Origin of the sequence: Bradyrhizobium sp. F1.13.3 (assembly GCF_040548265.1) — a bacterium.
In the GTDB taxonomy this organism is placed as follows: Bacteria; Pseudomonadota; Alphaproteobacteria; order Rhizobiales; family Xanthobacteraceae; genus Bradyrhizobium.
In genome coordinates this window covers 199947-216962 of sequence record NZ_JBEPRI010000002.1, presented here as the reverse complement: position 1 = coordinate 216962, position 17016 = coordinate 199947, and the positions used below count along the sequence as shown (strand labels likewise).

The 17016-nt window shown below is 64.0% G+C and carries 28 protein-coding genes; 13 read left to right on the top strand and 15 right to left on the bottom strand.

The window, feature by feature from the left end:
• Positions 1-144 precede the first annotated feature (144 nt).
• The 3 genes from ABIB66_RS05900 to ku form a co-directional block, all read right to left on the bottom strand.
• Positions 145-420, bottom strand: a complete 276-nt coding sequence (locus ABIB66_RS05900) for a hypothetical protein (RefSeq protein ID WP_354254458.1) — start codon at positions 418-420, stop codon at positions 145-147.
• Positions 421-683: 263 nt separating this feature from the next.
• Positions 684-932, bottom strand: coding sequence for a hypothetical protein (locus ABIB66_RS05895; RefSeq protein WP_354254456.1), 249 nt, complete (start codon positions 930-932; stop codon positions 684-686).
• Positions 933-949: 17 nt separating this feature from the next.
• Positions 950-1876 carry a non-homologous end joining protein Ku gene (gene ku, locus ABIB66_RS05890; protein WP_354254454.1) on the bottom strand — a complete coding sequence of 309 codons (927 nt, stop codon included), beginning with the start codon at positions 1874-1876 and terminating at the stop codon, positions 950-952.
• A gap of 159 nt (positions 1877-2035) precedes the next feature.
• Between ku and ABIB66_RS05885 the strand changes: the two genes are divergently transcribed.
• The 6 genes from ABIB66_RS05885 (at position 2036) to ABIB66_RS05860 (ending at position 4091) form a co-directional block, all read left to right on the top strand.
• Positions 2036-2269, top strand: coding sequence for a hypothetical protein (locus ABIB66_RS05885; RefSeq protein ID WP_354254453.1), 234 nt, complete (start codon positions 2036-2038; stop codon positions 2267-2269).
• 1 nt (position 2270) lies between these two features.
• Positions 2271-2561 (top strand): hypothetical protein, encoded by a 291-nt coding sequence (locus ABIB66_RS05880; protein ID WP_354254451.1) that lies wholly within the window; start codon positions 2271-2273, stop codon positions 2559-2561.
• Position 2562: 1 nt separating this feature from the next.
• A complete protein-coding gene (locus tag ABIB66_RS05875; protein ID WP_354254449.1) occupies positions 2563-2811 on the top strand; it encodes a hypothetical protein in 249 nt (82 codons plus the stop codon).
• Between the two features lie 327 nt (positions 2812-3138).
• Positions 3139-3486, top strand: coding sequence for a hypothetical protein (locus ABIB66_RS43550; RefSeq protein WP_502918313.1), 348 nt, complete (start codon positions 3139-3141; stop codon positions 3484-3486).
• A 30-nt stretch (positions 3487-3516) separates the two neighbouring features.
• Complete coding sequence (locus tag ABIB66_RS05865) at positions 3517-3864, top strand: hypothetical protein (RefSeq protein ID WP_354254447.1); 348 nt, start codon at positions 3517-3519, stop codon at positions 3862-3864.
• The gene (locus ABIB66_RS05860; RefSeq protein ID WP_354254445.1) at positions 3864-4091 is read left to right on the top strand and encodes a hypothetical protein; all 228 of its coding nucleotides are present in this window, start codon (positions 3864-3866) and stop codon (positions 4089-4091) included. The genes ABIB66_RS05865 and ABIB66_RS05860 overlap by 1 nt, the downstream gene beginning before the upstream one ends.
• A gap of 57 nt (positions 4092-4148) precedes the next feature.
• On the opposite strand, the gene ABIB66_RS05855 is transcribed toward ABIB66_RS05860, so the two are convergent.
• From ABIB66_RS05855 to ABIB66_RS05845, 3 genes are read right to left on the bottom strand one after another with little or no spacing between them, the layout of a single operon-like run.
• Positions 4149-4616 (bottom strand): hypothetical protein, encoded by a 468-nt coding sequence (locus ABIB66_RS05855; RefSeq protein WP_354254443.1) that lies wholly within the window; start codon positions 4614-4616, stop codon positions 4149-4151.
• Positions 4617-4663: 47 nt separating this feature from the next.
• Positions 4664-4909 carry a hypothetical protein gene (locus ABIB66_RS05850; protein WP_187434854.1) on the bottom strand — a complete coding sequence of 82 codons (246 nt, stop codon included), beginning with the start codon at positions 4907-4909 and terminating at the stop codon, positions 4664-4666.
• A gap of 23 nt (positions 4910-4932) precedes the next feature.
• Positions 4933-5154: a hypothetical protein gene (locus ABIB66_RS05845; RefSeq protein WP_354254441.1), complete on the bottom strand. Its 222-nt coding sequence runs from the start codon at positions 5152-5154 to the stop codon at positions 4933-4935.
• Between the two features lie 262 nt (positions 5155-5416).
• Here ABIB66_RS05845 and ABIB66_RS05840 point away from each other — a divergent pair, with 262 nt between their 5' ends.
• Positions 5417-5776, top strand: a complete 360-nt coding sequence (locus tag ABIB66_RS05840; protein ID WP_354254439.1) for a response regulator transcription factor — start codon at positions 5417-5419, stop codon at positions 5774-5776.
• Positions 5773-5916, top strand: coding sequence for a hypothetical protein (locus ABIB66_RS05835; RefSeq protein ID WP_354254734.1), 144 nt, complete (start codon positions 5773-5775; stop codon positions 5914-5916). Before ABIB66_RS05840 ends, ABIB66_RS05835 begins: the two co-directional genes overlap by 4 nt.
• Positions 5917-6181: 265 nt before the next feature.
• Here the strand turns inward: ABIB66_RS05835 and ABIB66_RS05830 are convergent, their stop codons facing one another.
• Together ABIB66_RS05830 and ABIB66_RS05825 are read right to left on the bottom strand one after the other, a co-directional pair.
• Positions 6182-7219 carry a glycosyltransferase family 4 protein gene (locus ABIB66_RS05830; RefSeq protein ID WP_354254436.1) on the bottom strand — a complete coding sequence of 346 codons (1038 nt, stop codon included), beginning with the start codon at positions 7217-7219 and terminating at the stop codon, positions 6182-6184.
• A gap of 134 nt (positions 7220-7353) precedes the next feature.
• Positions 7354-7563 (bottom strand): hypothetical protein, encoded by a 210-nt coding sequence (locus ABIB66_RS05825; protein WP_354254434.1) that lies wholly within the window; start codon positions 7561-7563, stop codon positions 7354-7356.
• 210 nt (positions 7564-7773) lie between these two features.
• Here ABIB66_RS05825 and ABIB66_RS05820 point away from each other — a divergent pair, with 210 nt between their 5' ends.
• Positions 7774-8139 (top strand): PRC-barrel domain-containing protein, encoded by a 366-nt coding sequence (locus tag ABIB66_RS05820; protein WP_354254431.1) that lies wholly within the window; start codon positions 7774-7776, stop codon positions 8137-8139.
• A gap of 402 nt (positions 8140-8541) precedes the next feature.
• Entirely contained in the window at positions 8542-8754 is a 213-nt protein-coding gene (locus ABIB66_RS05815) for a hypothetical protein (RefSeq protein ID WP_354254429.1), read from the top strand.
• A 73-nt stretch (positions 8755-8827) separates the two neighbouring features.
• Here ABIB66_RS05815 and ABIB66_RS05810 read toward each other — a convergent pair whose 3' ends face one another.
• The 3 genes from ABIB66_RS05810 to ABIB66_RS05800 all read right to left on the bottom strand — a co-directional run bounded on the left by ABIB66_RS05810 (position 8828) and on the right by ABIB66_RS05800 (position 11001).
• Positions 8828-10018 (bottom strand): extracellular catalytic domain type 1 short-chain-length polyhydroxyalkanoate depolymerase, encoded by a 1191-nt coding sequence (locus ABIB66_RS05810; protein WP_354254427.1) that lies wholly within the window; start codon positions 10016-10018, stop codon positions 8828-8830.
• Between the two features lie 4 nt (positions 10019-10022).
• Positions 10023-10442 (bottom strand): ribbon-helix-helix domain-containing protein, encoded by a 420-nt coding sequence (locus tag ABIB66_RS05805; protein WP_354254425.1) that lies wholly within the window; start codon positions 10440-10442, stop codon positions 10023-10025.
• 88 nt (positions 10443-10530) lie between these two features.
• Positions 10531-11001 (bottom strand): hypothetical protein, encoded by a 471-nt coding sequence (locus ABIB66_RS05800; protein ID WP_354254423.1) that lies wholly within the window; start codon positions 10999-11001, stop codon positions 10531-10533.
• A 177-nt stretch (positions 11002-11178) separates the two neighbouring features.
• Here ABIB66_RS05800 and ABIB66_RS05795 point away from each other — a divergent pair, with 177 nt between their 5' ends.
• The 3 genes from ABIB66_RS05795 to ABIB66_RS05785 all read left to right on the top strand — a co-directional run bounded on the left by ABIB66_RS05795 (position 11179) and on the right by ABIB66_RS05785 (position 14690).
• A complete protein-coding gene (locus ABIB66_RS05795; RefSeq protein ID WP_354254421.1) occupies positions 11179-13092 on the top strand; it encodes a diguanylate cyclase domain-containing protein in 1914 nt (637 codons plus the stop codon).
• 64 nt (positions 13093-13156) lie between these two features.
• Positions 13157-13327: a hypothetical protein gene (locus ABIB66_RS05790; protein ID WP_354254419.1), complete on the top strand. Its 171-nt coding sequence runs from the start codon at positions 13157-13159 to the stop codon at positions 13325-13327.
• A gap of 466 nt (positions 13328-13793) precedes the next feature.
• A complete protein-coding gene (locus tag ABIB66_RS05785; protein WP_354254417.1) occupies positions 13794-14690 on the top strand; it encodes a 3'-5' exonuclease in 897 nt (298 codons plus the stop codon).
• A 23-nt stretch (positions 14691-14713) separates the two neighbouring features.
• Here ABIB66_RS05785 and ABIB66_RS05780 read toward each other — a convergent pair whose 3' ends face one another.
• From ABIB66_RS05780 to ligD, 4 genes are all read right to left on the bottom strand, one after another.
• Positions 14714-14896 (bottom strand): DUF3606 domain-containing protein, encoded by a 183-nt coding sequence (locus tag ABIB66_RS05780; RefSeq protein ID WP_354254415.1) that lies wholly within the window; start codon positions 14894-14896, stop codon positions 14714-14716.
• 168 nt (positions 14897-15064) lie between these two features.
• Entirely contained in the window at positions 15065-15268 is a 204-nt protein-coding gene (locus tag ABIB66_RS05775; protein ID WP_354254413.1) for a hypothetical protein, read from the bottom strand.
• A gap of 151 nt (positions 15269-15419) precedes the next feature.
• Complete coding sequence (locus tag ABIB66_RS05770; protein WP_354254411.1) at positions 15420-15725, bottom strand: hypothetical protein; 306 nt, start codon at positions 15723-15725, stop codon at positions 15420-15422.
• Positions 15726-15759: 34 nt separating this feature from the next.
• The gene (ligD, locus tag ABIB66_RS05765) at positions 15760-16698 is read right to left on the bottom strand and encodes a non-homologous end-joining DNA ligase (RefSeq protein ID WP_354254409.1); all 939 of its coding nucleotides are present in this window, start codon (positions 16696-16698) and stop codon (positions 15760-15762) included.
• Between the last annotated feature and the right edge of the window lie 318 nt (positions 16699-17016).

Below are 17016 nucleotides of genomic sequence, written 5' to 3'. Positions count from 1 at the left end.
GGCGCCAGCCGACTTCCGCTCCGACCGGACCGAGGTCTCTTGCTGCTGCTTGCGGCTTATTGAGGCAGTCGGCGTCAGCACCTTGTGCGAAAACTTGCCCCTCGACTTCGCCCAAGCTGGAGCCTGGTCGGCCGAGAAACTACCTCATCGAACGGATTCGATCTTCGCTGCCATGTCGGGGGAGCGGCCGATCCGGTACGTCCCGTTGCTGCATTTCAGCGTCCAGACGGCGTAGTCCGGCCGGGAGCGCTTCTTGTCCCTCGCCGCCCCAAGCGTCTTATCGCATGCGAACCCCTGCATGCGGATCTGCGCCGCCAGCATCTCCTGCGGATTGTCGGCTCCCTCAAGCGGCTGCGCCTGCACCACCGGGCTGAAGAGAGCCGCGACAGCCAGCATTATCGGCCCAAGCGATCTACCCATGATGTCGTCCTTCTCGCCGTCCGTATCGCATGCATTCGAGCATGGTCGCGCGAGGCGTATTTCGTCACCATTCGCCGCGTTGGCGCATCGGCCAGCCTGTCGGACAGGCCCTGTCCTCTCTTTTCGAAAGCGACGACCCTGGCGATGCTGAAATCGCCGCTCTGCGCATATTGCGTCTCGGGCAATGCAAGTTCAGCCATAGTCACCCCGCCGCCGCTACGTAGGTCCGGTGGAGTATTGGTCAAATCAGGGATGAGATCAACCTAGCGCCGACGGGCGACCCAAGCCCCGAGCAGGAACGCTACGCACAGCGACTGCAACGGCGCCTTCAAAGTCACCTCGCGCAGTTGGTCGACCCAGCGCATCGCGGCATCCTGCGAGTTCGGCTGCAGCGGGCGGCGGCTCGCTTCCGCCTCGGCGCGCAACCTCGCCGCCGACGCATGATCGGCGCCGTCCTGCTCGTTCGTCAGTCCGGAGGCTTCCGTCATTGCCGAGGTTTCTTTCATATCCATGCAGCTCTCCTACTCTGTCAGGCTGACTTCCGCTGCGACCTGGCCGCCGGCTTCTTCGTTGCCGTCTCCTTGGCGGGCTTCTTGCCCGCGATTGGCATCAGCATCTCCTTCTGCCCCGCAGCAGCCTTCCGCGGCTTCTTGGCGGGCTTGTCGGCCTTCGCCGGCGCGGCCTCCTGACCGACGCTCCGCCGCAGTGCCTCCATCAGGTTGACCACGTTGGTTGCCGACGGCTTGTCCTTCGGCGTGATCGGCTTACCGGCGCGCTTCTGATTGATGAGCTCGATCAGAGCGGTCTCGTAGTGGTCCTCGAACTTTTCCGGCTCGAAGTTGCCCGCCTTCTGGTTCACGATGTGCCTGGCAAGGTCGAGCATGTCCTTCGTGACCTTCACGTCCTGGATCTCGTCGAAATACTCCTGCTCGGATCGCACTTCGTAGGGATAGCGCAGCAGCGTGCCGACCAGACCCTTGTCCATCGGCTCGAGCGCGATGATGTGCTCGCGGTTGGTCAGCACCACGCGCCCGATCGCGACCTTGTCCATCTCGCGGATGGTCTCGCGGATCACAGCGAAGGCGTCGTGTCCGACCTTGCCGTCCGGCCTGATGTAGTAGGGGCGGATGAGGTAGCGCGGATCGATGTCGGCCTTGTCGACGAACTCGTCGATCTCGATGGTGCGCGTGGACTCCAGCGCGATCTCCTCGAGCTCCTCCTTGGTGACCTCGATGAACTGGTCCTTCTCGAGCTGGTAGCCCTTGACGATGTCCTCGTTCGGCACCTCGTCGCCGGTGTCGGCGTCGACCTTGAGGTACTTGATCCGATGGCCGGTCTGGCGATTGAGCTGGTTGAACGAGATCTTCTCGCTCTCCGAGGTCGCCGGGTAGAGCGCCACCGGGCAGGTGACGAGGGACAGGCGCAGGAAGCCTTTCCAGTTCGCGCGGGGGGCCATAGGTATGCAACGCTCCAGGTACGGGACACGGATTCAAGAGGAACGGGGCAGCACGGTTCCGACACCTCCGGCGGCCCTCCACGCAGTTCAAGTCCGCATCCGCAGCGGCCGCCAGCGAAACCCGGTGCCGTCTTGTGAACAAAAGGAGAACATAATCCGATGACCGCCACCCCCGAGCCACCCGAACCGGCCGCCTTCGACTTGGACGCCGCCGCCGACCAGGCCATCGCGGCCTGCGGCCGGGACGCCCGGGAAGCGGTCAAGGCTCTGATCGTCGCGATCGAGTTTCTCGAGGTCGAGGCCGACGAACTGCGCGCAGCGGTGTCGAAGGGATATTCGCGCGGGCGTCGCAAGCCGCAGCGCGATCGCAAGGACGGTACGAACGAGGGTTGAGATGCCGATTTCGGTCGATCTGGACAAGAACCCGCTATTGCGCAGCATGGTCGAACACGTGCGCCGGGACTGCACCGTCGACAACATCGGTCTGGTCTTGCGTGCGCGTTTCGGGAAGCCGCTGCCGAGCGAAACGGCCGATCGGCTTCGGGACTGCCCGCAGGAAGAATTGGACGAACTCATCAGTCGCAGCGCGGTGGCGCCCACACTCGACGAGGCGCTGATGGTACGGCTGGACAGCGCCGGCGCGGTGACGGCGGGCGGGCGGTCAAGCAACCGCGAGGAGGACTGAGATGTCCGAGGTCACCTACTACGTCGCCCTGCCCTTCGTGGCCGCCGCCGACGGCGTCGCCGCCGGCGAGGCGGTCGAGTGCTTCAATCCGAACGCCGCCGCGATGAAAGCCGAGGCGCTTTCGCGAAAGCCCGGCATCCTCGGCGCTGTCGCGTTCAGCCGTACCGGGGATCCGGGAAGCGGCGACTTCAGCGACGCCATGCTGATCCGGAAATTCGGCGACGTCCCGGACGACCTGAGCGGACTGTGAGAGCCAGCGCCGTCGTGCCGACCAACCTCCGATACCGTCGGACCCGCGGGAAGCGCCGGCTGAAAGCGGCGGCCGCAACGCTGTCCACTCCGTACGGCGCAAAAGATGGCTCACCTCAATCATGCCATCACGTCCGTCCGGTCTAAAACGATCCGGCCAGACCGCCATGCTCCCCGATATTGATAACTGCCGATTGCAACACTAAACGTTGCCGATGGCAGACATCAGGGTAGCTGACTACGTCACGAAGGTTCAGGCGATGGACGCCTTTTCTTCTCGGCGGAAGAAATTCCCAGCCGAGGCGGAAGCCGTGCAGCCGAGGCGGCCTTGCGACGCCTTGCGAAGAAGGGTGCGATCCGGCGGCTTCTTCCGAAATCGCCGGCGTTCGTCATCGTGCCTCCGGAGCACCGCACGACAGGCTTGCCGCCGGTCGAATGGTGGCTGGACGATCTGATGGCCCACTTCAGAAGATTACTATCTCGGGCTGCTATCGGCGGCCGCCGCCTACGGCTCCTCGCATTTCGCGGTCATGGAGACCCAGGTCGTCACGACCAAGTGGTTGCGACCGATCGAGAACGGCCGTCACCGCATACGGTTTTTCCAGAAGACGAGAGCTGCATCGCTGCCATCTTCAGCGATCCGTTCCTGAGCGAAAACCTGGCCATGCGCGGCTAGGTATGACGAACCACAGGCCCGAACCGTGACATGAAGCTGACCGACCGCGAGCGCGATGAAATCCTACTGCTGGCGCGCGAGATGTTCGGGCGCTGCGCGACCGTGCGCCTGTTCAGATCGCGGCTGGACGACGACAGGACCGGAGGCGACATCGATCTGCACATCGTGGCGGAAAGTGCAGATTCGGCGACCTTAGGGAACGAATTGGAGTTTGCCGCCAAGCTGAAGGACAAGATCGGCGACGTGCAGGTGGACGTCATCGTCCGGCCGCCGGGCTATTGGCCGCGCGGAATCGATCAGGTCACATTGGGAACGGGCGCCGTGCTTTCTCCCGAAGGAAAGGCCCCCGGCATGAAGACTGTGGAAAGGAATCTGTGATGCCGCACCAACTCACCCGCCGACATCTCCTCGGCCGCGCCGGGGTCACCGCGGCGTGCGCAGCCATGCCCGGCGCGGCCGTGATCGGGGTGGCAGTGGAGAAGCGGTCGTTCCCATTGCCGCCGTACGTCGACAGGCAGACCTTCTTCGATGGCAAGATAGATTGGACGTTCTACGCGCGACGGCGCGAGTGGATTGGCATCGATCGAGTCGAGGAGACTGCGTGATCGCTCACGCAAGACCGCAGCCCGGCGACGCAGCTCCGCCGGAGACGATGGGATTAGCTACCTGCCGCTGAGGGACAGGCTCATGCGGGTGACGACGTCGTCCCAGGCGTGCTCTTCCTCGGCGGGATAGTTGATCAGCACGCAATGGACCAGCCGCCCCGAGAAGTTGCAGCGGTCGTAGAAAACCTTGTCGCCCTTGTAGCTGGAAACCGCGAAGAATCGCGGCGTCACCCGCTTGTACTGGATGCGGGAAGGCGGATGCTTCTTCGCCAGAAACGCGGCGGGTGAATCGCCCTCGACGTTGGGCGCGGCCTGGATCGTGAGGTCGGCGCGTCCGTCGGCGGTTCGGAAGCGTTGGCCATAGCCGTCCGGCCGGCCGGCTTCTTCCGTGAAGATCGAGGAAGGGAAATCCACCGCGGTGCCGGTCTGCGGAATGGTGTACCTGGTCCATCTGACCGGTTGCGCCGAGACCGTCGACGTCGAGGCAGCGAGTGCCAAGGCAAGAGCCACCATCGGTGCCTTCATCGCATTTCCCTCCCGGACGCTTTCCTCTGACCCGGCGGAGCCCGGTCCTATCCTTCCTTCAGCGCCGACTTGACCTCACGTACCGGCCAGCTCTCGCCGTCCCCGATCACGCGCACCTTTGCGTCTCCGCCGACCAGCACGTGAGAACTGAGATCATCGTCAGCCGGCATGACGACGATTTCCGTCTCGGGCTTCCAGTTCAGCGTCAGATCAAGATCGCCGGGGAAAATCTGCCAGCGCGAGCCATCGTCGAGCTCGACGATGTGGCTCTCGGAATGAGATCTGATCTTCATCGCGCAGCCCGGGTGCCAGCGCGCTACTTCTGCCCCGATGGCGCTTGGGCGTCCGAGTTGTTCGGATTCTGCTTGTTCGCTTCGTGATGTCCGATCGCGCATCCCGCCGCAGCGCCCAGCTTGCCATGGCCCGCCATGTGGCCGGCGACCCCGCCGACGATGGCGCCCTTGATGCATCCTTTGGCTTCCGCCGGTGACGCCAAGGCGAGTACGGACAGGCAGGTGATGGCCAAGATCGCTTTCATGATCGTTCTCCGAGCTGAGGCACTTCGGAGAATCAAGTCGTATGGAGTAAGCCCGTTCCGCTCCAGACGGCGAATGCTCGCCGAATACCGCGTGCGGCACGGGCTTGGCTTCCCAGACGCCCCCTCACGCATCGTTGAATCCCAAAGACCCGCTTGATGGACCGGCCGGACGTGCGTTGACGCGAGGGGGTTTGCGGGAACGGTCCATAGCTTCGGCCGTTCGCAAACTGGCATCAGATGTGAGGATTTCCGGGAGCCGCCGGTGCGAATACTCCTCGTCGAGGACGACCCCCTCATCCGCGAATTCGTGGTGGAGGCTCTGCGGGAGGAGGGCTACGAAGTCATCCATGCGGCCAATGGCGAAGACGCGCTGGCATGGTGTGGGAGGCGGGTCGCCGACGTGCTCGTCACCGATGTCAGGCTGCCGGGACAAGTCGATGGATGGCAGATCGCCGAGCGATGTCGTGAGCAGGATCCCGAACTCCCGGTGATCTACGCCACCGGGTTCTCGCCCGTCGCGCCGCGTCCGGTATCCGGCAGTCTGGTCCTGCAAAAGCCCTATGATCCGGCGGACATCGTCAGGGCCGTCAAAACCATCGGCAGGCGCACTTCCCCGAAATGACGGTTCGGCAGCTTGTCTGGCCGTTCGGAGCCGCTGAAGCGCGGCACGGCAGTCCCCTTGTCGTCGGCGACGGCGTCTACAAGACCAAGACGGAAGCGGAATCGGCTGTCAAGACCACGAAGGTCTGCACCGAACAGTAGGACTCGACGGGCCGGCTACGGCCAATCCCTGAGAGTGTAGGACCGACAATGCCAGTATTGCTGTTGCGGGCCGTACCCGCGGTGATCGTCATCGGCGGCTATTGGTTAGTTCACGTGCATTGAGCGAGATAGAAGCTCACATTGGACGGCTCGTCCGATTATTCGGGCGGGCCGTTTCCACGTCCGCTCGTCGTTTTCGGCCGCTGACTAGCGCCCGTCTACAGCGTCTTCCGAATCCTTGGCTCTCGGCGCGCTTGGAAGCATTCTAGCGCACGTCGGCGCGAGCGATCAGCTTGCGGTACTGAATTTCGTACTCTCTCGCCATCCGGCTTGCCGCGAAACGCTCCTCGAAACGCGCACGGATCCTCCTTCTGTCCAGCCGCCCCAATTCCTTCACCGCGCTGATGGCCTGCGCCTCGTCGTCGACGATGAAGCCGGTCACGCCATCCTCGATCACTTCGGGCACGGACCCGAAGCGATAAGCGATCGCGGGCGTTCCACAGGCCATCGCCTCGATCATGACGAGGCCGAACGGCTCCGGCCACTTGATCGGAAACAACAAGGCGGCGGCGCCGGCGAGGAACGGCTGCTTCCTGGCTTCGTCCACCTCGCCGACGAGCTGGACGTTCTCGCCATCGACGTGAGGCTCCAGCTGCTTCCTGAAATACGCTGTCTCGGCTCGCGGTATCTTGGCGGCGATGCGCAAAGGCATCCCGGCGGCACGCGCGATGCGGATCGCGTCCTCCGGACCCTTGTCCACCGACAGGCGACCGAGAAACGCCAGATACGATCCCCCTTCGTAGGACGGCTGCAACGATCGCGGCGGCAGGCCGTGGGGGATCGTGCCGATCCAGTTTGCCTCCGGAAGCGGTAGTCGCTGATGTTCGGAAATCGAAACGAAGGCCGCTTCAGGGAACTCCCGGACGACCTCGGATAGCCCCGGTAGGTCCAAGCGTCCGTGCATCGTCGTGAGAAACGGCACGCCAGTCCTGCGCAGCAGGGGAAGCGGCAGCCAATCGACGTGGGAGTGGATCACGTCGAAATCGCCGGCGCGCTTGGCCATGGCTTCGATCAGGAGAGTGCAGGCCGCGTTCGGGTCTGCGCCCTTTCGCCCGAGGCGTAGCGCGCGCGGCCAAACGGGGTGAAGCTTGCCGTTTGTCCGGGAATCGCCGCTCGCAAAAAGGGTGACGTCGTGTCCGAGCTCCACCAGTTCGTCCACCAGCCAAGCGATCACGCGCTCCGTTCCGCCGTAAAGCTTGGGAGGGACGCTTTCGGCGAGCGGCGCGAGCTGGGCGGTGCGCATCTGCCCCTAGGCTCCGAAAGCGCATCGCAGACCCAGCACGACCGTGGCTGAGATGAGAGACGAGATCGCCAGCAGGGTCCAACTTGGCCTTGTGCTTCCGCGGGCCATCTGGCCGACGAGCATCTTCCTGCGCGTCAACATTCGTCGGAGGAAAGGCGATGCAGGTAGGCCAGTCCGAGCGCCGCGAGGTCTTCGGTATCGCTCACCTGCTCCCTTCCCGTCCCTTGGAGGTGGCGCTCGAGCAGGCAGCGGCGGCTATCGGATGCATCTATTCCGGGATGCGTCGCACGGAAGATCGACCAGGCCGTCTCCGCGGCCGTTCTCACTGTAACCTCGTCCACCATTCCCGCGCTCCGGCACTAGACCTTGTCGCAGGCAACTCGACGCATTCAGTAAAGTTTCCGGTTTTTCCCGAAGCTTGCGGCTCGCCAGCGCTGCTGGCGCTGGGTCGTCCGCACGGATCGAGGCAGGCCCGACATTCGACGACACGCAGCTTCGGTTAGGAACGAGCGAGACTGCCGCCGGTTGATCCCAATCATGGGAGGAGATCTCGCATGGCCTACGAAGAACGGGAAACAGGAAATCTGATCGGCAGCGACAAGGTCGAAGGGACCGCAGTCTATGGGGCCGACAGTCAGCGCATCGGTTCGATCGAACGGGTGATGATCGACAAGATCAGCGGCAAAGTCGCCTACGCGGTGCTGGGCTTTGGCGGCTTCCTCGGAATCGGAGACGACCATTATCCGCTTCCGTGGCAATCGCTGAAATACGACACCAGCCTTGGCGGCTACGTGACCGGGATCAGCGACAGTCAGCTGAGAGGCGCGCCAAAGTACAGCGACGAGAGCAGCTGGAATTGGTCGGACCCGTCGGTCGCCCGCTCGGTGGACGACTACTACCGGGGCATTCCGGCCCCGTGAGATGAGCGCCGTAGACGCGCCCGGGCCCACCGTTACGCGCCGACCCGGCGTGCCGTCTGCTGCAGCTCCTGTCGGCCTACTGCTCCGGCGGGCGCAACGGACCCTCCGTCCATTTGAGAGTCGCCGGGTCGTGTAGCGGGTCGTCCTCGCAATTGGTGCAGACATACCGCAACTTACCCTCCCGAGCTTCGTCCGGCACAGCCTTCATCGGCCTGCCGCACGCCGGGCAAGCCTTCCGGACGGGATCGAACACTGGCATCTGATTTCCCCTGCGCTGGCCAGTCTACGTCCGCCGACATTGCGATCTCAAGACGGTTCGCGGAAAATGCCGCGGCGTCGGCGCGCTTGACTCCACGACCGCAGGCTACTCAACTCTGGGGAGTGATGTTGTGGGGGTGCGTCATGGAGCAGGAATTCTATCAGGGTCTCGCGCAGCGGGTCCGGGCCATCGCCGAGAAGGCCGACCCGTTCACCCGACGTCGTCTCCTGGATCTCGCCAAGCGGTACGATGCCAAGGGCAATCCGACCTCGCGATCCGGAGCGACCGAGCGGCCGCTGCCGACGCCGCGCACCACGCCGCCGGCTTCGATCTTCTCCGGACCGGGCGAGGTCTGACGTCCGAGCGGTACGTCTGCTGCGGACTTCGAATGTCTTCTTGAACGTCCGAGAGCGATCGATCGAAGGCTCGTTAACCGCTCAACGGATGCTGCATGAAGAAACGCAACATCTCCCGGCTCGCGTCCGGCCCGCGCGGATCTGTGTAGGACCCGGCAGGACTGCCGCCCGACCAGGCGTGGCCGGCGCCGTGGACGCTCCAGTGCTCGGACATCGCCAAGCTGCCTCCATCGGTGAGGATGGTGCGGGTATACGCGTGCCCCTCGGGTACTCGCCCGCGAACCACCTTGGCTTTTTGGCCCTCGGCTTCGCCGGGCCGATCGAGAACCCGTTCACCGTTGTCCGGATGCACGGTGGTGTCGCCGTCGCCATGAAAGACGATGGTGGGCACCGGAGAGCAAGCCTCCGCGATAGCTCTGGGTGCACTGCCCTGCCGCATCGCCGCGAACGCAGAAGGAAGATCGCTCGCCGCGCCGCACGCCAGACCCGAGTGGACGCCGACGGCGGCATACAGGTCGGGGTACGTCGCACCCATGATGGCGGCGGCGGCCCCGCCGGCCGACAGGCCCGCGACGTAGACGCGCTCGGGATCGATAGGGTACTCCCGCATGATCTGGCGGGTGATGCCCGCGATCAGCGAAGGCTCGCCGGCATCCCGCTGCTGGTCTCCCGTGCGAAACCAGTTCCAGCATTTCGCCTGGTTGGCTCCGCGTGGCTGCTCCGGATAGGCAACGAAGCAATTCCGCTCCTCCGCCAAAAAGTTCATCCGGGTGCCGGCGGCGAAATCGTCCGGCGACTGGGTGCAGCCGTGAAGCATGACGACAAGAGGACGCGGTCCACCATCAGCGCGGCTCGGGATGAACAGCTTGTAGGTCCGGCTTCCCGCCGCGTTGCTGAAGGCGGCAGCGACAAACCTTGTGCCGTCCGGTGCAATATCCGCCTTGGACAGTGGAGCGCGACCGACCGGACCTCGCAGGCTGAATTCGGAAAGACCTTCCATGCCGCCGAACGGCGCGGGGCGTTTGCGCGTTTGGACAGAAGCGGCCTGCGTAGGTTGGCTACTCTCCCTCTCCTCGACGACGTTGGCCTTCAGCTCGAGTGTCGGCGGCTCGAGCCTCGTCGGCTCGACACGCACAGCACCGCCCCTTGTCGCTGCGGGGCCGCCATCGCCGCGCAGCATCCGCTGCAGGAGTGCAGTGGCCTCTACCAGTTGGCCAGCCCGCGTGAGGCGGGTCGCTTCGCGAACCATCTCTGGATTCAGCATCGTTTCACCTCGTTCTGTCGGCGAGAGCGGCCTTGACCGCGGGAGTGGCATGAAGGGCTCCGAGCACCAAGACCGATGCAATCGTGGCGCGGGCCAGCTCGGGCGTGACGTCCTGGGCAATGGTCGCGAGACCGAGAACGTTGATGTGCAGCATCTCGCCGGCGCGCCGCGCCGCCTCGAGATCCTCGCGGGTATAGTTTCGCAGCCCGAGATCTAGGCTCTTCCGGGCCGTCGAATTCTTGACGACGTCCGCATGACGTTCGAGCTGATTGCGGATGGCCGTCCGGATGAAGTCGGTCCTGTTCGAATAGAACCCCTCCTGCACCATCAGATCGACCTGACCGAGGTCGACGAAGCCGAGATTGACGGTAATTTTTTCGGTGTCCGGGGTCTTTGGCCGGAGCTCGTGGACATTGTCAGCCATGAGAGTTCCATGATTTTCCCATCCAACCGGATGGTGCATGGAGGGCCATATGGAGCTTCGAAAGGGGACTTCAAGGCGGCGAGGCGCTTCACCCGACCGACATGCCGTCCTCTGTGAGCTTGGTTTCGATCCGGAGGCTCTTCAGCTTCGAGGTCCGGTGCCGAAACCTGGTGCCTCGCATCAGGATGAACTTGAACCGGCCGGCGATCAGCATCTGCAGGATCGGCGTCAGGGCGCCCCACGGGATGCCGATGTTGCCCGGGATGCCGTCCGGACCGACGGTGAGCGAACCGAGAGCGACCGGCGTCAGGTCCTTGCGGCGCTCTTCCACCAAGTCGGATGACGGCAGCAGCGAGATCTCCGCCGTGTCGGCCTTCAGCCCTGCCGGCGTCAGCAGCCGGCCCTTGATCTGCAGGTGGCGGAATTCGTGGTACGGTCGGTGGGCTGCCGCTCCAGGTGAGCGAGAACGAGTAGCCCCAGCCCCAGTCCTGTTGATCGAGGCCGCCAGGCGCCGGAACGTTGGGGGCTCGGCGAGCAATCGGGTCTTCTCGTTTTCCACGCGCATCCAACCGCTACTGGCCGGTCCGGTTGCCCTGGTTAACGGACGATCACCGCAACGCGTAAGATCCCGGACACCATGATGAGGCAACGCTTACGCGTTCGCCGCATCATGCCGCTGCCGCAAACCCACCGTTAAGGCCTCGGTGGGACCTTGCGCCAAAGGAGCCAGCGTCCCATGCCAAGCAGCCGCCGCGCGGTCGAGAAGGCCCGCTTCCCGTTGTGGGCGGCGGGCTTCGTGGCGTTGGCTTGCGTCGCCATTCTGGCGCTGAGCGGATGGCGTGAATGGGAGTCCCGCGAGGTCGAGCTGCGCAACGCGGAAGTCGACATGGCGAACCTTGCCCAGTCGCTGTCGCAGCATGCCGAAGACACGTTCGAACTCGCCGACACCATCCTCGGCGGAATGGTCGACCGGATGGAGGTCGGCGGAACGAGCCCGGCCGCGGTCGGGAAGATCCAGACGTTCCTGCAATCCCGCAAGTACAACAGGCAGCGCATCCGCGGCATCTTCGTCTACGACGAGACCGGCCGCTGGCTGGCGACCACCGAAGACGGCGACTTCGCCAGCTTCAACAACAGCGATCGCGACTACTTCCAGCGCCATCGCGCGTCGGACGATCGAGGCACGTCGATCGGCCGTCCCGTCAAGAGCCGGTCGGGCGGACAGTGGATCATCACCGCGTCGCGCCGGTTCAATCACCCAGACGGAAGTTTCGCCGGCGTGGTGTTGACGAGCATCGACGTCGCCTACTTCATGCAGTTCTACCGGCGCTTCGACATCGGCCCCAACGGCGCGGTTTCGCTGCTGACCGCCGACGGCATCATGCTGGCGAGGAGTAGCGACGACGAAGGCGCCTATGTCGGCCGCGACATGTCGGGCTCGCCGTTGTTCCGGACCATGGGCCAGCGGCCGGACGCCGGCGCGTATTACTTCAAATCGCCGTTGGACGGGCAGGAGCGACTGAGTTTCTATCAAAAGAGCAGCCGGTATCCGATCGTCGTCCTGGCGACGAAGGCGCAGAGCGATGTTCTCGCTCCTTGGCGCCGGCAGGCCGTCACGCGCTTCGGCATCGTGACCGGTCTGACCTTGTCGATGGCGCTGATCGGCTTCTTCCTGGTGCGTCATCTCGCGAAGGGACAGCGCATGGCGGCGGCCCTGGTCGCCAAGGAAGGAGACTTCCGCTTGATCGCCGAACAGTGCAGCGACGTGGTGATGCGCGTCGGTCTGGACGAGCGCGTTCTCTACGCGTCGCCGTCATGTGCCCGCATCCTCGGTTGGGACCCCGCCAGGCTGCTCGGCACCTCCGCGCTCGCGGGCGTCAATCCGGAGGACAGGCCCCGCGTGGAGCAGGTCGTCGCGGCATTGAAGGCCGGAGAGGCCGAGGAGGCGCGCATCATCTATCGCGCCCATCGCCGCCAGCAGCAGGATATCTGGGTCGAGACGGCGCTGCGGGTCACCCGGTCCTCGGCAACCAATGAGATCGACGGCGTGGTGGCGATCTCGCGCGACATGACCGAGCAGAAGGACCTGCAGGACAAGCTCGCCGCGCTCGCCACCTCCGACGGCCTGACCGGGATCGCAAATCGCCGCCATTTCGACGAACGGCTCGCCGAGGAATGGGCGCGGGCCAAGCGCGACGGCAGCCCTCTGTCGTTGCTATTGCTCGACGTCGATCACTTCAAGAAGTTCAACGATCAATACGGCCACCAGGCCGGCGACGCCTGCCTTCGCGCGCTGGCGCGGGTCCTCGCCGCGCAGGTCCGCCGGCCGGCCGACCTCGCCGCCCGCTACGGCGGCGAGGAGTTCGCGCTGCTGCTGCCGAACACGGACGCGGAGGGCTGCGAGCTCGTCGGCGAGAACGTGCGCCTGGCGCTACGCGACCTCGGCATGTTGCATGCGCTGAACCTGCCGTCCAAGATCGTGACGGTGAGCCTCGGTGGCGCAACCAACATGCCGTCGCACGGTGCGCTGGACTGCAGCACCCTGATAGCGGCGGCCGATCGCGCACTCTATGCCGCAAAGGACAACGGGCGCGACCGACTCGTCATGTCCGGACAGGTGGTCGCTTGGCCAGGCGCCAAGAGCGCCTGAGCCCCCGTTGGCATCGGCACGAAGCCGGTCGAGACCACCATCGCAAGGATCGGTGAGATCAAGCGTGGGCGGCGACATTTCGCTACCGCCGAGCGCGTTGCGAAAGCCGACCGAAGAGGTACTCATTCTTCGCAATGCGATTGAATTCAGCGGAGGAGTTCATGGCCAAAACGAACTCGGCTATCCGGTGCGGATCGCGGCGGATGGAGCCTGGCGGCGGCGCCGCGACTTGTAGCGGTGGCGTTTCTTTGGGATCGCCTCGGCCGGCTCGAAATCATAGCGCGGCCCGACAAAGACGAAGATCTTCCCGCGAAGCCCGAGGGCGGCCGGGACGCCTCGCCGGCGGGACAACGATCCATCGCATGTCGATGCCGAACTGAACCGGCCCTCAATCGGGCCTACCTAGCGCGACCGGCTCGAGACGCCCACGCCGGTCCATGACGAGTTCCAGGTACGGCAACAGCGCAATCGACCGTCGGACGGGTACATTGTGGGCCGACTTTGCGCCGTCACGGCGCAAGCGCCGGCCGTCGTCCCATATTGGCGGCCGTTCCGCTACGCGAGCGCCCCCGCAACCGGATCCCAATTGCACCGGCACTCCCGAAAAGGCCGTGAATTGCTCGTCTTTCGGATTCCTCGCGGGCGGCGCAACCGGTATTCTGCGACCTCACCGGCCGCGGGTAGGCTCGCCTCGAGAAGAGATGTTTCAAAACGCATCGGATCTGGCCGGGATGGCCGAAACCTTGAGCCGGTCGACGGAATACCGGGTGCTGCGCCGCCTGGCGCCACGGCCGACGTCGATGCCGGCCCCGGGACAGGAAACCAGGATCGGCATCCTGCTCGACACCGAGACGACCGGTCTCGACCACTCCACCGACGAGATCATCGAGCTCGGGATGGTCAAGTTCGACTATACGCCGGACGGCAGGATCGTCGGGGTCAGGGACATTTTCTCGGCCTTCAACGAGCCCTCCGCGCCGATCCCGCCCGAGGTGACGGCGCTCACCGGGATCACCGATGGTATGGTGGCAGGTCACAGATTCGACGATGAGGCCATCACGGCCTTCGTCGACGACTCGGTCGTCACGATCGCCCACAACAGCGGTTTCGACAGGAGGTTCGTCGAGCGTTACTGGCCGGTGTTCGAGCACAAGGCCTGGGGCTGCAGCGCCACCGAGATCGACTGGCGCAAGCACGGCTTCGATGGAGCTAAGCTCGGGTACCTGCTGAACGGCGCCGGCTTCTTCCACCAGGCGCACCGTGCCGTCGACGACTGCCATGCGCTGCTGGAGATCTTGGACTCCACGCTGCCGACGACGGGAGCGCCGGCGCTCGCCCTGCTGCTCGAGAACGCCCGCAAGCCGACCGTACGGATATGGGCGGAGCAGACGCCGTTCGAACTCAAGAATTCGCTGAAGCGGCGCGGCTATCGCTGGAGCGACGGCAGCGACGGCCGGCCCAAGTCCTGGTACGTCGACGTCTGCGAAGCCGCGCTCGACGCCGAACTCGCATTTCTCCGGTCAGAGATCTATCTGCGCGACGTCGAACCGCGGCTGCAGACGATGACGGCTTTCACCCGTTTTTCCGGTCGCGTCTGACGAGCCCGCTCGGCCGTTTCCGCCTAGCGCGCGAGACGCTTCTCGACACGCTTGCGGCTATTGCCGACCTTCTTCACCGCCTTCTTCACCGCCGAGACCGAGCGGCCGGTCTTCTCGGCTTCGTATCGCACTTCGTAGTCCTGACCTTTGGCCACACGGGCGCGGTCCTGTTTGCGTCCACGCGCCGTCTTCTTCTTCGCTGCCATGTGCTTCTCCGTCTGCGAAAACCATGGCGGTGCAACGCTTCAAGGATTCGCGGGGTTCCCTCAAAGAAGCTGTTGGGGGCGAGCAGAATGACCGTGGAGCGATTCAGCATCTCGGCTTCAGGTGGGACCAGCGACCGGATGGCACATGTCTAGTCTGCCTAATGCCCGTCAGTGGCCGCTTGGATGGTCATGCATGATGGGAGCCCATCCGTCGAGCAACAGGCCGTCCCAAGCCACGACGCCTTCACCCCATTTCTGCCCGTACTCGCGAAACATCGATGCCCATTGAGGATTCCATTCAAAGATCTGGTCGTTGACTTTGTCGTGGACGCGACAGGGCATATCAAGATCGAATGTGTCCATCGGATTCATGCAGTACGTCCGGGATCGAGTCCTCCCGCGTCTGCTTCTCTCGCCGAGACGTCATCTTCGCCGGGCTTTCTTTTCCGGGACCCCGCCGGGACCGAATTCTTAGCGCTGGATGTCATTTCGGCGCGCGGGCTCCTCATCGGCTCGTCGGGCGTCATTCCATCCTTGCCTTGTCCTTCAGGTCGCGGATGCGGATCTCAGCCTCCTCCTTCGAAGTGACGATCTCCGACTCATCCGGCACCCGGGCTATCGCGCTGAGCCCTTTGAGTTCGACGAGTTGTTCTGCGGTGGGCTTTTCCATTTTCGATTCCTCGACCGCCTGCACGACCGCTTCGTCGTCGAGCACGTGCAGCAGCTGATTTATGGTTCGCGCGCAATCTCTAGGACCCGGCTCAACATACCGGGCCAGAATGGTCTGTGCTTCTGCCAATGCCTTCGAAACTCGCCTTTCCGGATCCATGGCCGGTACTCCACGCACACGCAGGAAAACGCGGCTATGAACGGCGCGTTCCTCTACTCAGCCCTTTGAATGAGCTGGCGCGCAGAAGACCTTCGGAGGTGATGTCACGGTACTCGATGTCGGCATAGAACTTGGGCTCGACCCAGGTGGCCTTGGGTTTCCGGATGGTCTTCGTCAGCTTCTGCTTCGGACTGACTACCGTATCGAGCGCCTTGCGGATTTGCGCCGATGTGGTTCGATTCCATCCCGTGCCGACCTTCCCCATGTAGAGCAGGTCCTTGCCTTCCTTTTTGCCCAGATAGAGAGCGGCCACGCCGGACGGGTCTTTGACGAAGCCGACCACGGGGAATTTGCCGTTTCGGACGACTTTGATCTTCTGCCAGGCCTCGACCCGCTCCGAGCGATAGGGCGCATCTACACGCTTGGATACGATGCCCTCGTAGTTCAACTTGCTGGCGGCGGCGAATAGCGCCTGGCCGTCGCCTTCGTGATGCTCGCTGTAGAAGATGGGCTCTTCGAGCTTGTGCTGCTCGATCAGCTCCTTGAGCTGCCTCTTCCGCTCGATCTGGGGCTCTCTTCGCAGGTCCTTCCCGTCGAGCCACAGCAGGTCGAATGCGAAGTAGATCAGGCGGTCCTGATCGCCGCGGCCGAGGTCGACCTGCAGCTCGGAGAAGTTCGTGCGTCCCTCGTGAATGACGACAACCTCGCCGTCGACGATGGCCTGCCCTTCGAGATCGAAAGCGCCAGTTATCCTTGAGAACTTGCTGATCCAATCGTAGCCGTTGCGCGTGTAGGCTCGCCGATCATCACCGTCGATGCGCAGCTGGATGCGGTAGCCGTCATATTTGATTTCGTGAATCCACTGCGCTCCCGAAGGCGCCTTGGCCTTCAGGGTCGCCAATTGGGGGCTGATGAACCCCGGCATGCGAGCGGCTTCCGGTTTGGCGGCCGGTGCCTTGATACGCTTCGCCACGCTACGCTACTCACAAAAAACCCACCGCCGGGCTAGGGCCGACGGCGGGCGCTCTACCTACCTTACTCACGATAATTGTAACATCGGGGGCGGTGAGGTGTTCCGGCAAACGCCTTCGGTCCGCGCCCTTGATCGCGGTGGGCCACGCCCAGTTCCTCAATGACGGCCCGGCAGCCGTCAATCTGGCCGATGCCGACTGAACTAGCGGAGATTGCCTGCGTTTACTGACATCATGTCGGACGCTTTTGATTACTTCCGCGCCTACGCCGTCCGGGCTCTTTGCAAAGCCCGATCGATGCCGCGCGGCAGAATGAAGCA

Excerpts from the sequence above, each read along its gene's own strand:
- ABIB66_RS05900 (WP_354254458.1), bottom strand. The coding sequence starts at position 420 with ATGGGTAGATCGCTTGGGCCGATAATGCTGGCTGTCGCGGCTCTCTTC.
- ABIB66_RS05895 (WP_354254456.1), bottom strand. The coding sequence starts at position 932 with ATGGATATGAAAGAAACCTCGGCAATGACGGAAGCCTCCGGACTGACG.
- ku (WP_354254454.1), bottom strand. The coding sequence starts at position 1,876 with ATGGCCCCCCGCGCGAACTGGAAAGGCTTCCTGCGCCTGTCCCTCGTC.
- ABIB66_RS05885 (WP_354254453.1), top strand. The coding sequence starts at position 2,036 with ATGACCGCCACCCCCGAGCCACCCGAACCGGCCGCCTTCGACTTGGAC.
- ABIB66_RS05880 (WP_354254451.1), top strand. The coding sequence starts at position 2,271 with ATGCCGATTTCGGTCGATCTGGACAAGAACCCGCTATTGCGCAGCATG.
- ABIB66_RS05875 (WP_354254449.1), top strand. The coding sequence starts at position 2,563 with ATGTCCGAGGTCACCTACTACGTCGCCCTGCCCTTCGTGGCCGCCGCC.
- ABIB66_RS05865 (WP_354254447.1), top strand. The coding sequence starts at position 3,517 with ATGAAGCTGACCGACCGCGAGCGCGATGAAATCCTACTGCTGGCGCGC.
- ABIB66_RS05860 (WP_354254445.1), top strand. The coding sequence starts at position 3,864 with ATGCCGCACCAACTCACCCGCCGACATCTCCTCGGCCGCGCCGGGGTC.
- ABIB66_RS05855 (WP_354254443.1), bottom strand. The coding sequence starts at position 4,616 with ATGAAGGCACCGATGGTGGCTCTTGCCTTGGCACTCGCTGCCTCGACG.
- ABIB66_RS05850 (WP_187434854.1), bottom strand. The coding sequence starts at position 4,909 with ATGAAGATCAGATCTCATTCCGAGAGCCACATCGTCGAGCTCGACGAT.
- ABIB66_RS05845 (WP_354254441.1), bottom strand. The coding sequence starts at position 5,154 with ATGAAAGCGATCTTGGCCATCACCTGCCTGTCCGTACTCGCCTTGGCG.
- ABIB66_RS05835 (WP_354254734.1), top strand. The coding sequence starts at position 5,773 with ATGACGGTTCGGCAGCTTGTCTGGCCGTTCGGAGCCGCTGAAGCGCGG.
- ABIB66_RS05830 (WP_354254436.1), bottom strand. The coding sequence starts at position 7,219 with ATGCGCACCGCCCAGCTCGCGCCGCTCGCCGAAAGCGTCCCTCCCAAG.
- ABIB66_RS05825 (WP_354254434.1), bottom strand. The coding sequence starts at position 7,563 with ATGGTGGACGAGGTTACAGTGAGAACGGCCGCGGAGACGGCCTGGTCG.
- ABIB66_RS05820 (WP_354254431.1), top strand. The coding sequence starts at position 7,774 with ATGGCCTACGAAGAACGGGAAACAGGAAATCTGATCGGCAGCGACAAG.
- ABIB66_RS05815 (WP_354254429.1), top strand. The coding sequence starts at position 8,542 with ATGGAGCAGGAATTCTATCAGGGTCTCGCGCAGCGGGTCCGGGCCATC.
- ABIB66_RS05810 (WP_354254427.1), bottom strand. The coding sequence starts at position 10,018 with ATGCTGAATCCAGAGATGGTTCGCGAAGCGACCCGCCTCACGCGGGCT.
- ABIB66_RS05805 (WP_354254425.1), bottom strand. The coding sequence starts at position 10,442 with ATGGCTGACAATGTCCACGAGCTCCGGCCAAAGACCCCGGACACCGAA.
- ABIB66_RS05795 (WP_354254421.1), top strand. The coding sequence starts at position 11,179 with ATGCCAAGCAGCCGCCGCGCGGTCGAGAAGGCCCGCTTCCCGTTGTGG.
- ABIB66_RS05785 (WP_354254417.1), top strand. The coding sequence starts at position 13,794 with ATGTTTCAAAACGCATCGGATCTGGCCGGGATGGCCGAAACCTTGAGC.
- ABIB66_RS05780 (WP_354254415.1), bottom strand. The coding sequence starts at position 14,896 with ATGGCAGCGAAGAAGAAGACGGCGCGTGGACGCAAACAGGACCGCGCC.
- ABIB66_RS05775 (WP_354254413.1), bottom strand. The coding sequence starts at position 15,268 with ATGAATCCGATGGACACATTCGATCTTGATATGCCCTGTCGCGTCCAC.
- ABIB66_RS05770 (WP_354254411.1), bottom strand. The coding sequence starts at position 15,725 with ATGGATCCGGAAAGGCGAGTTTCGAAGGCATTGGCAGAAGCACAGACC.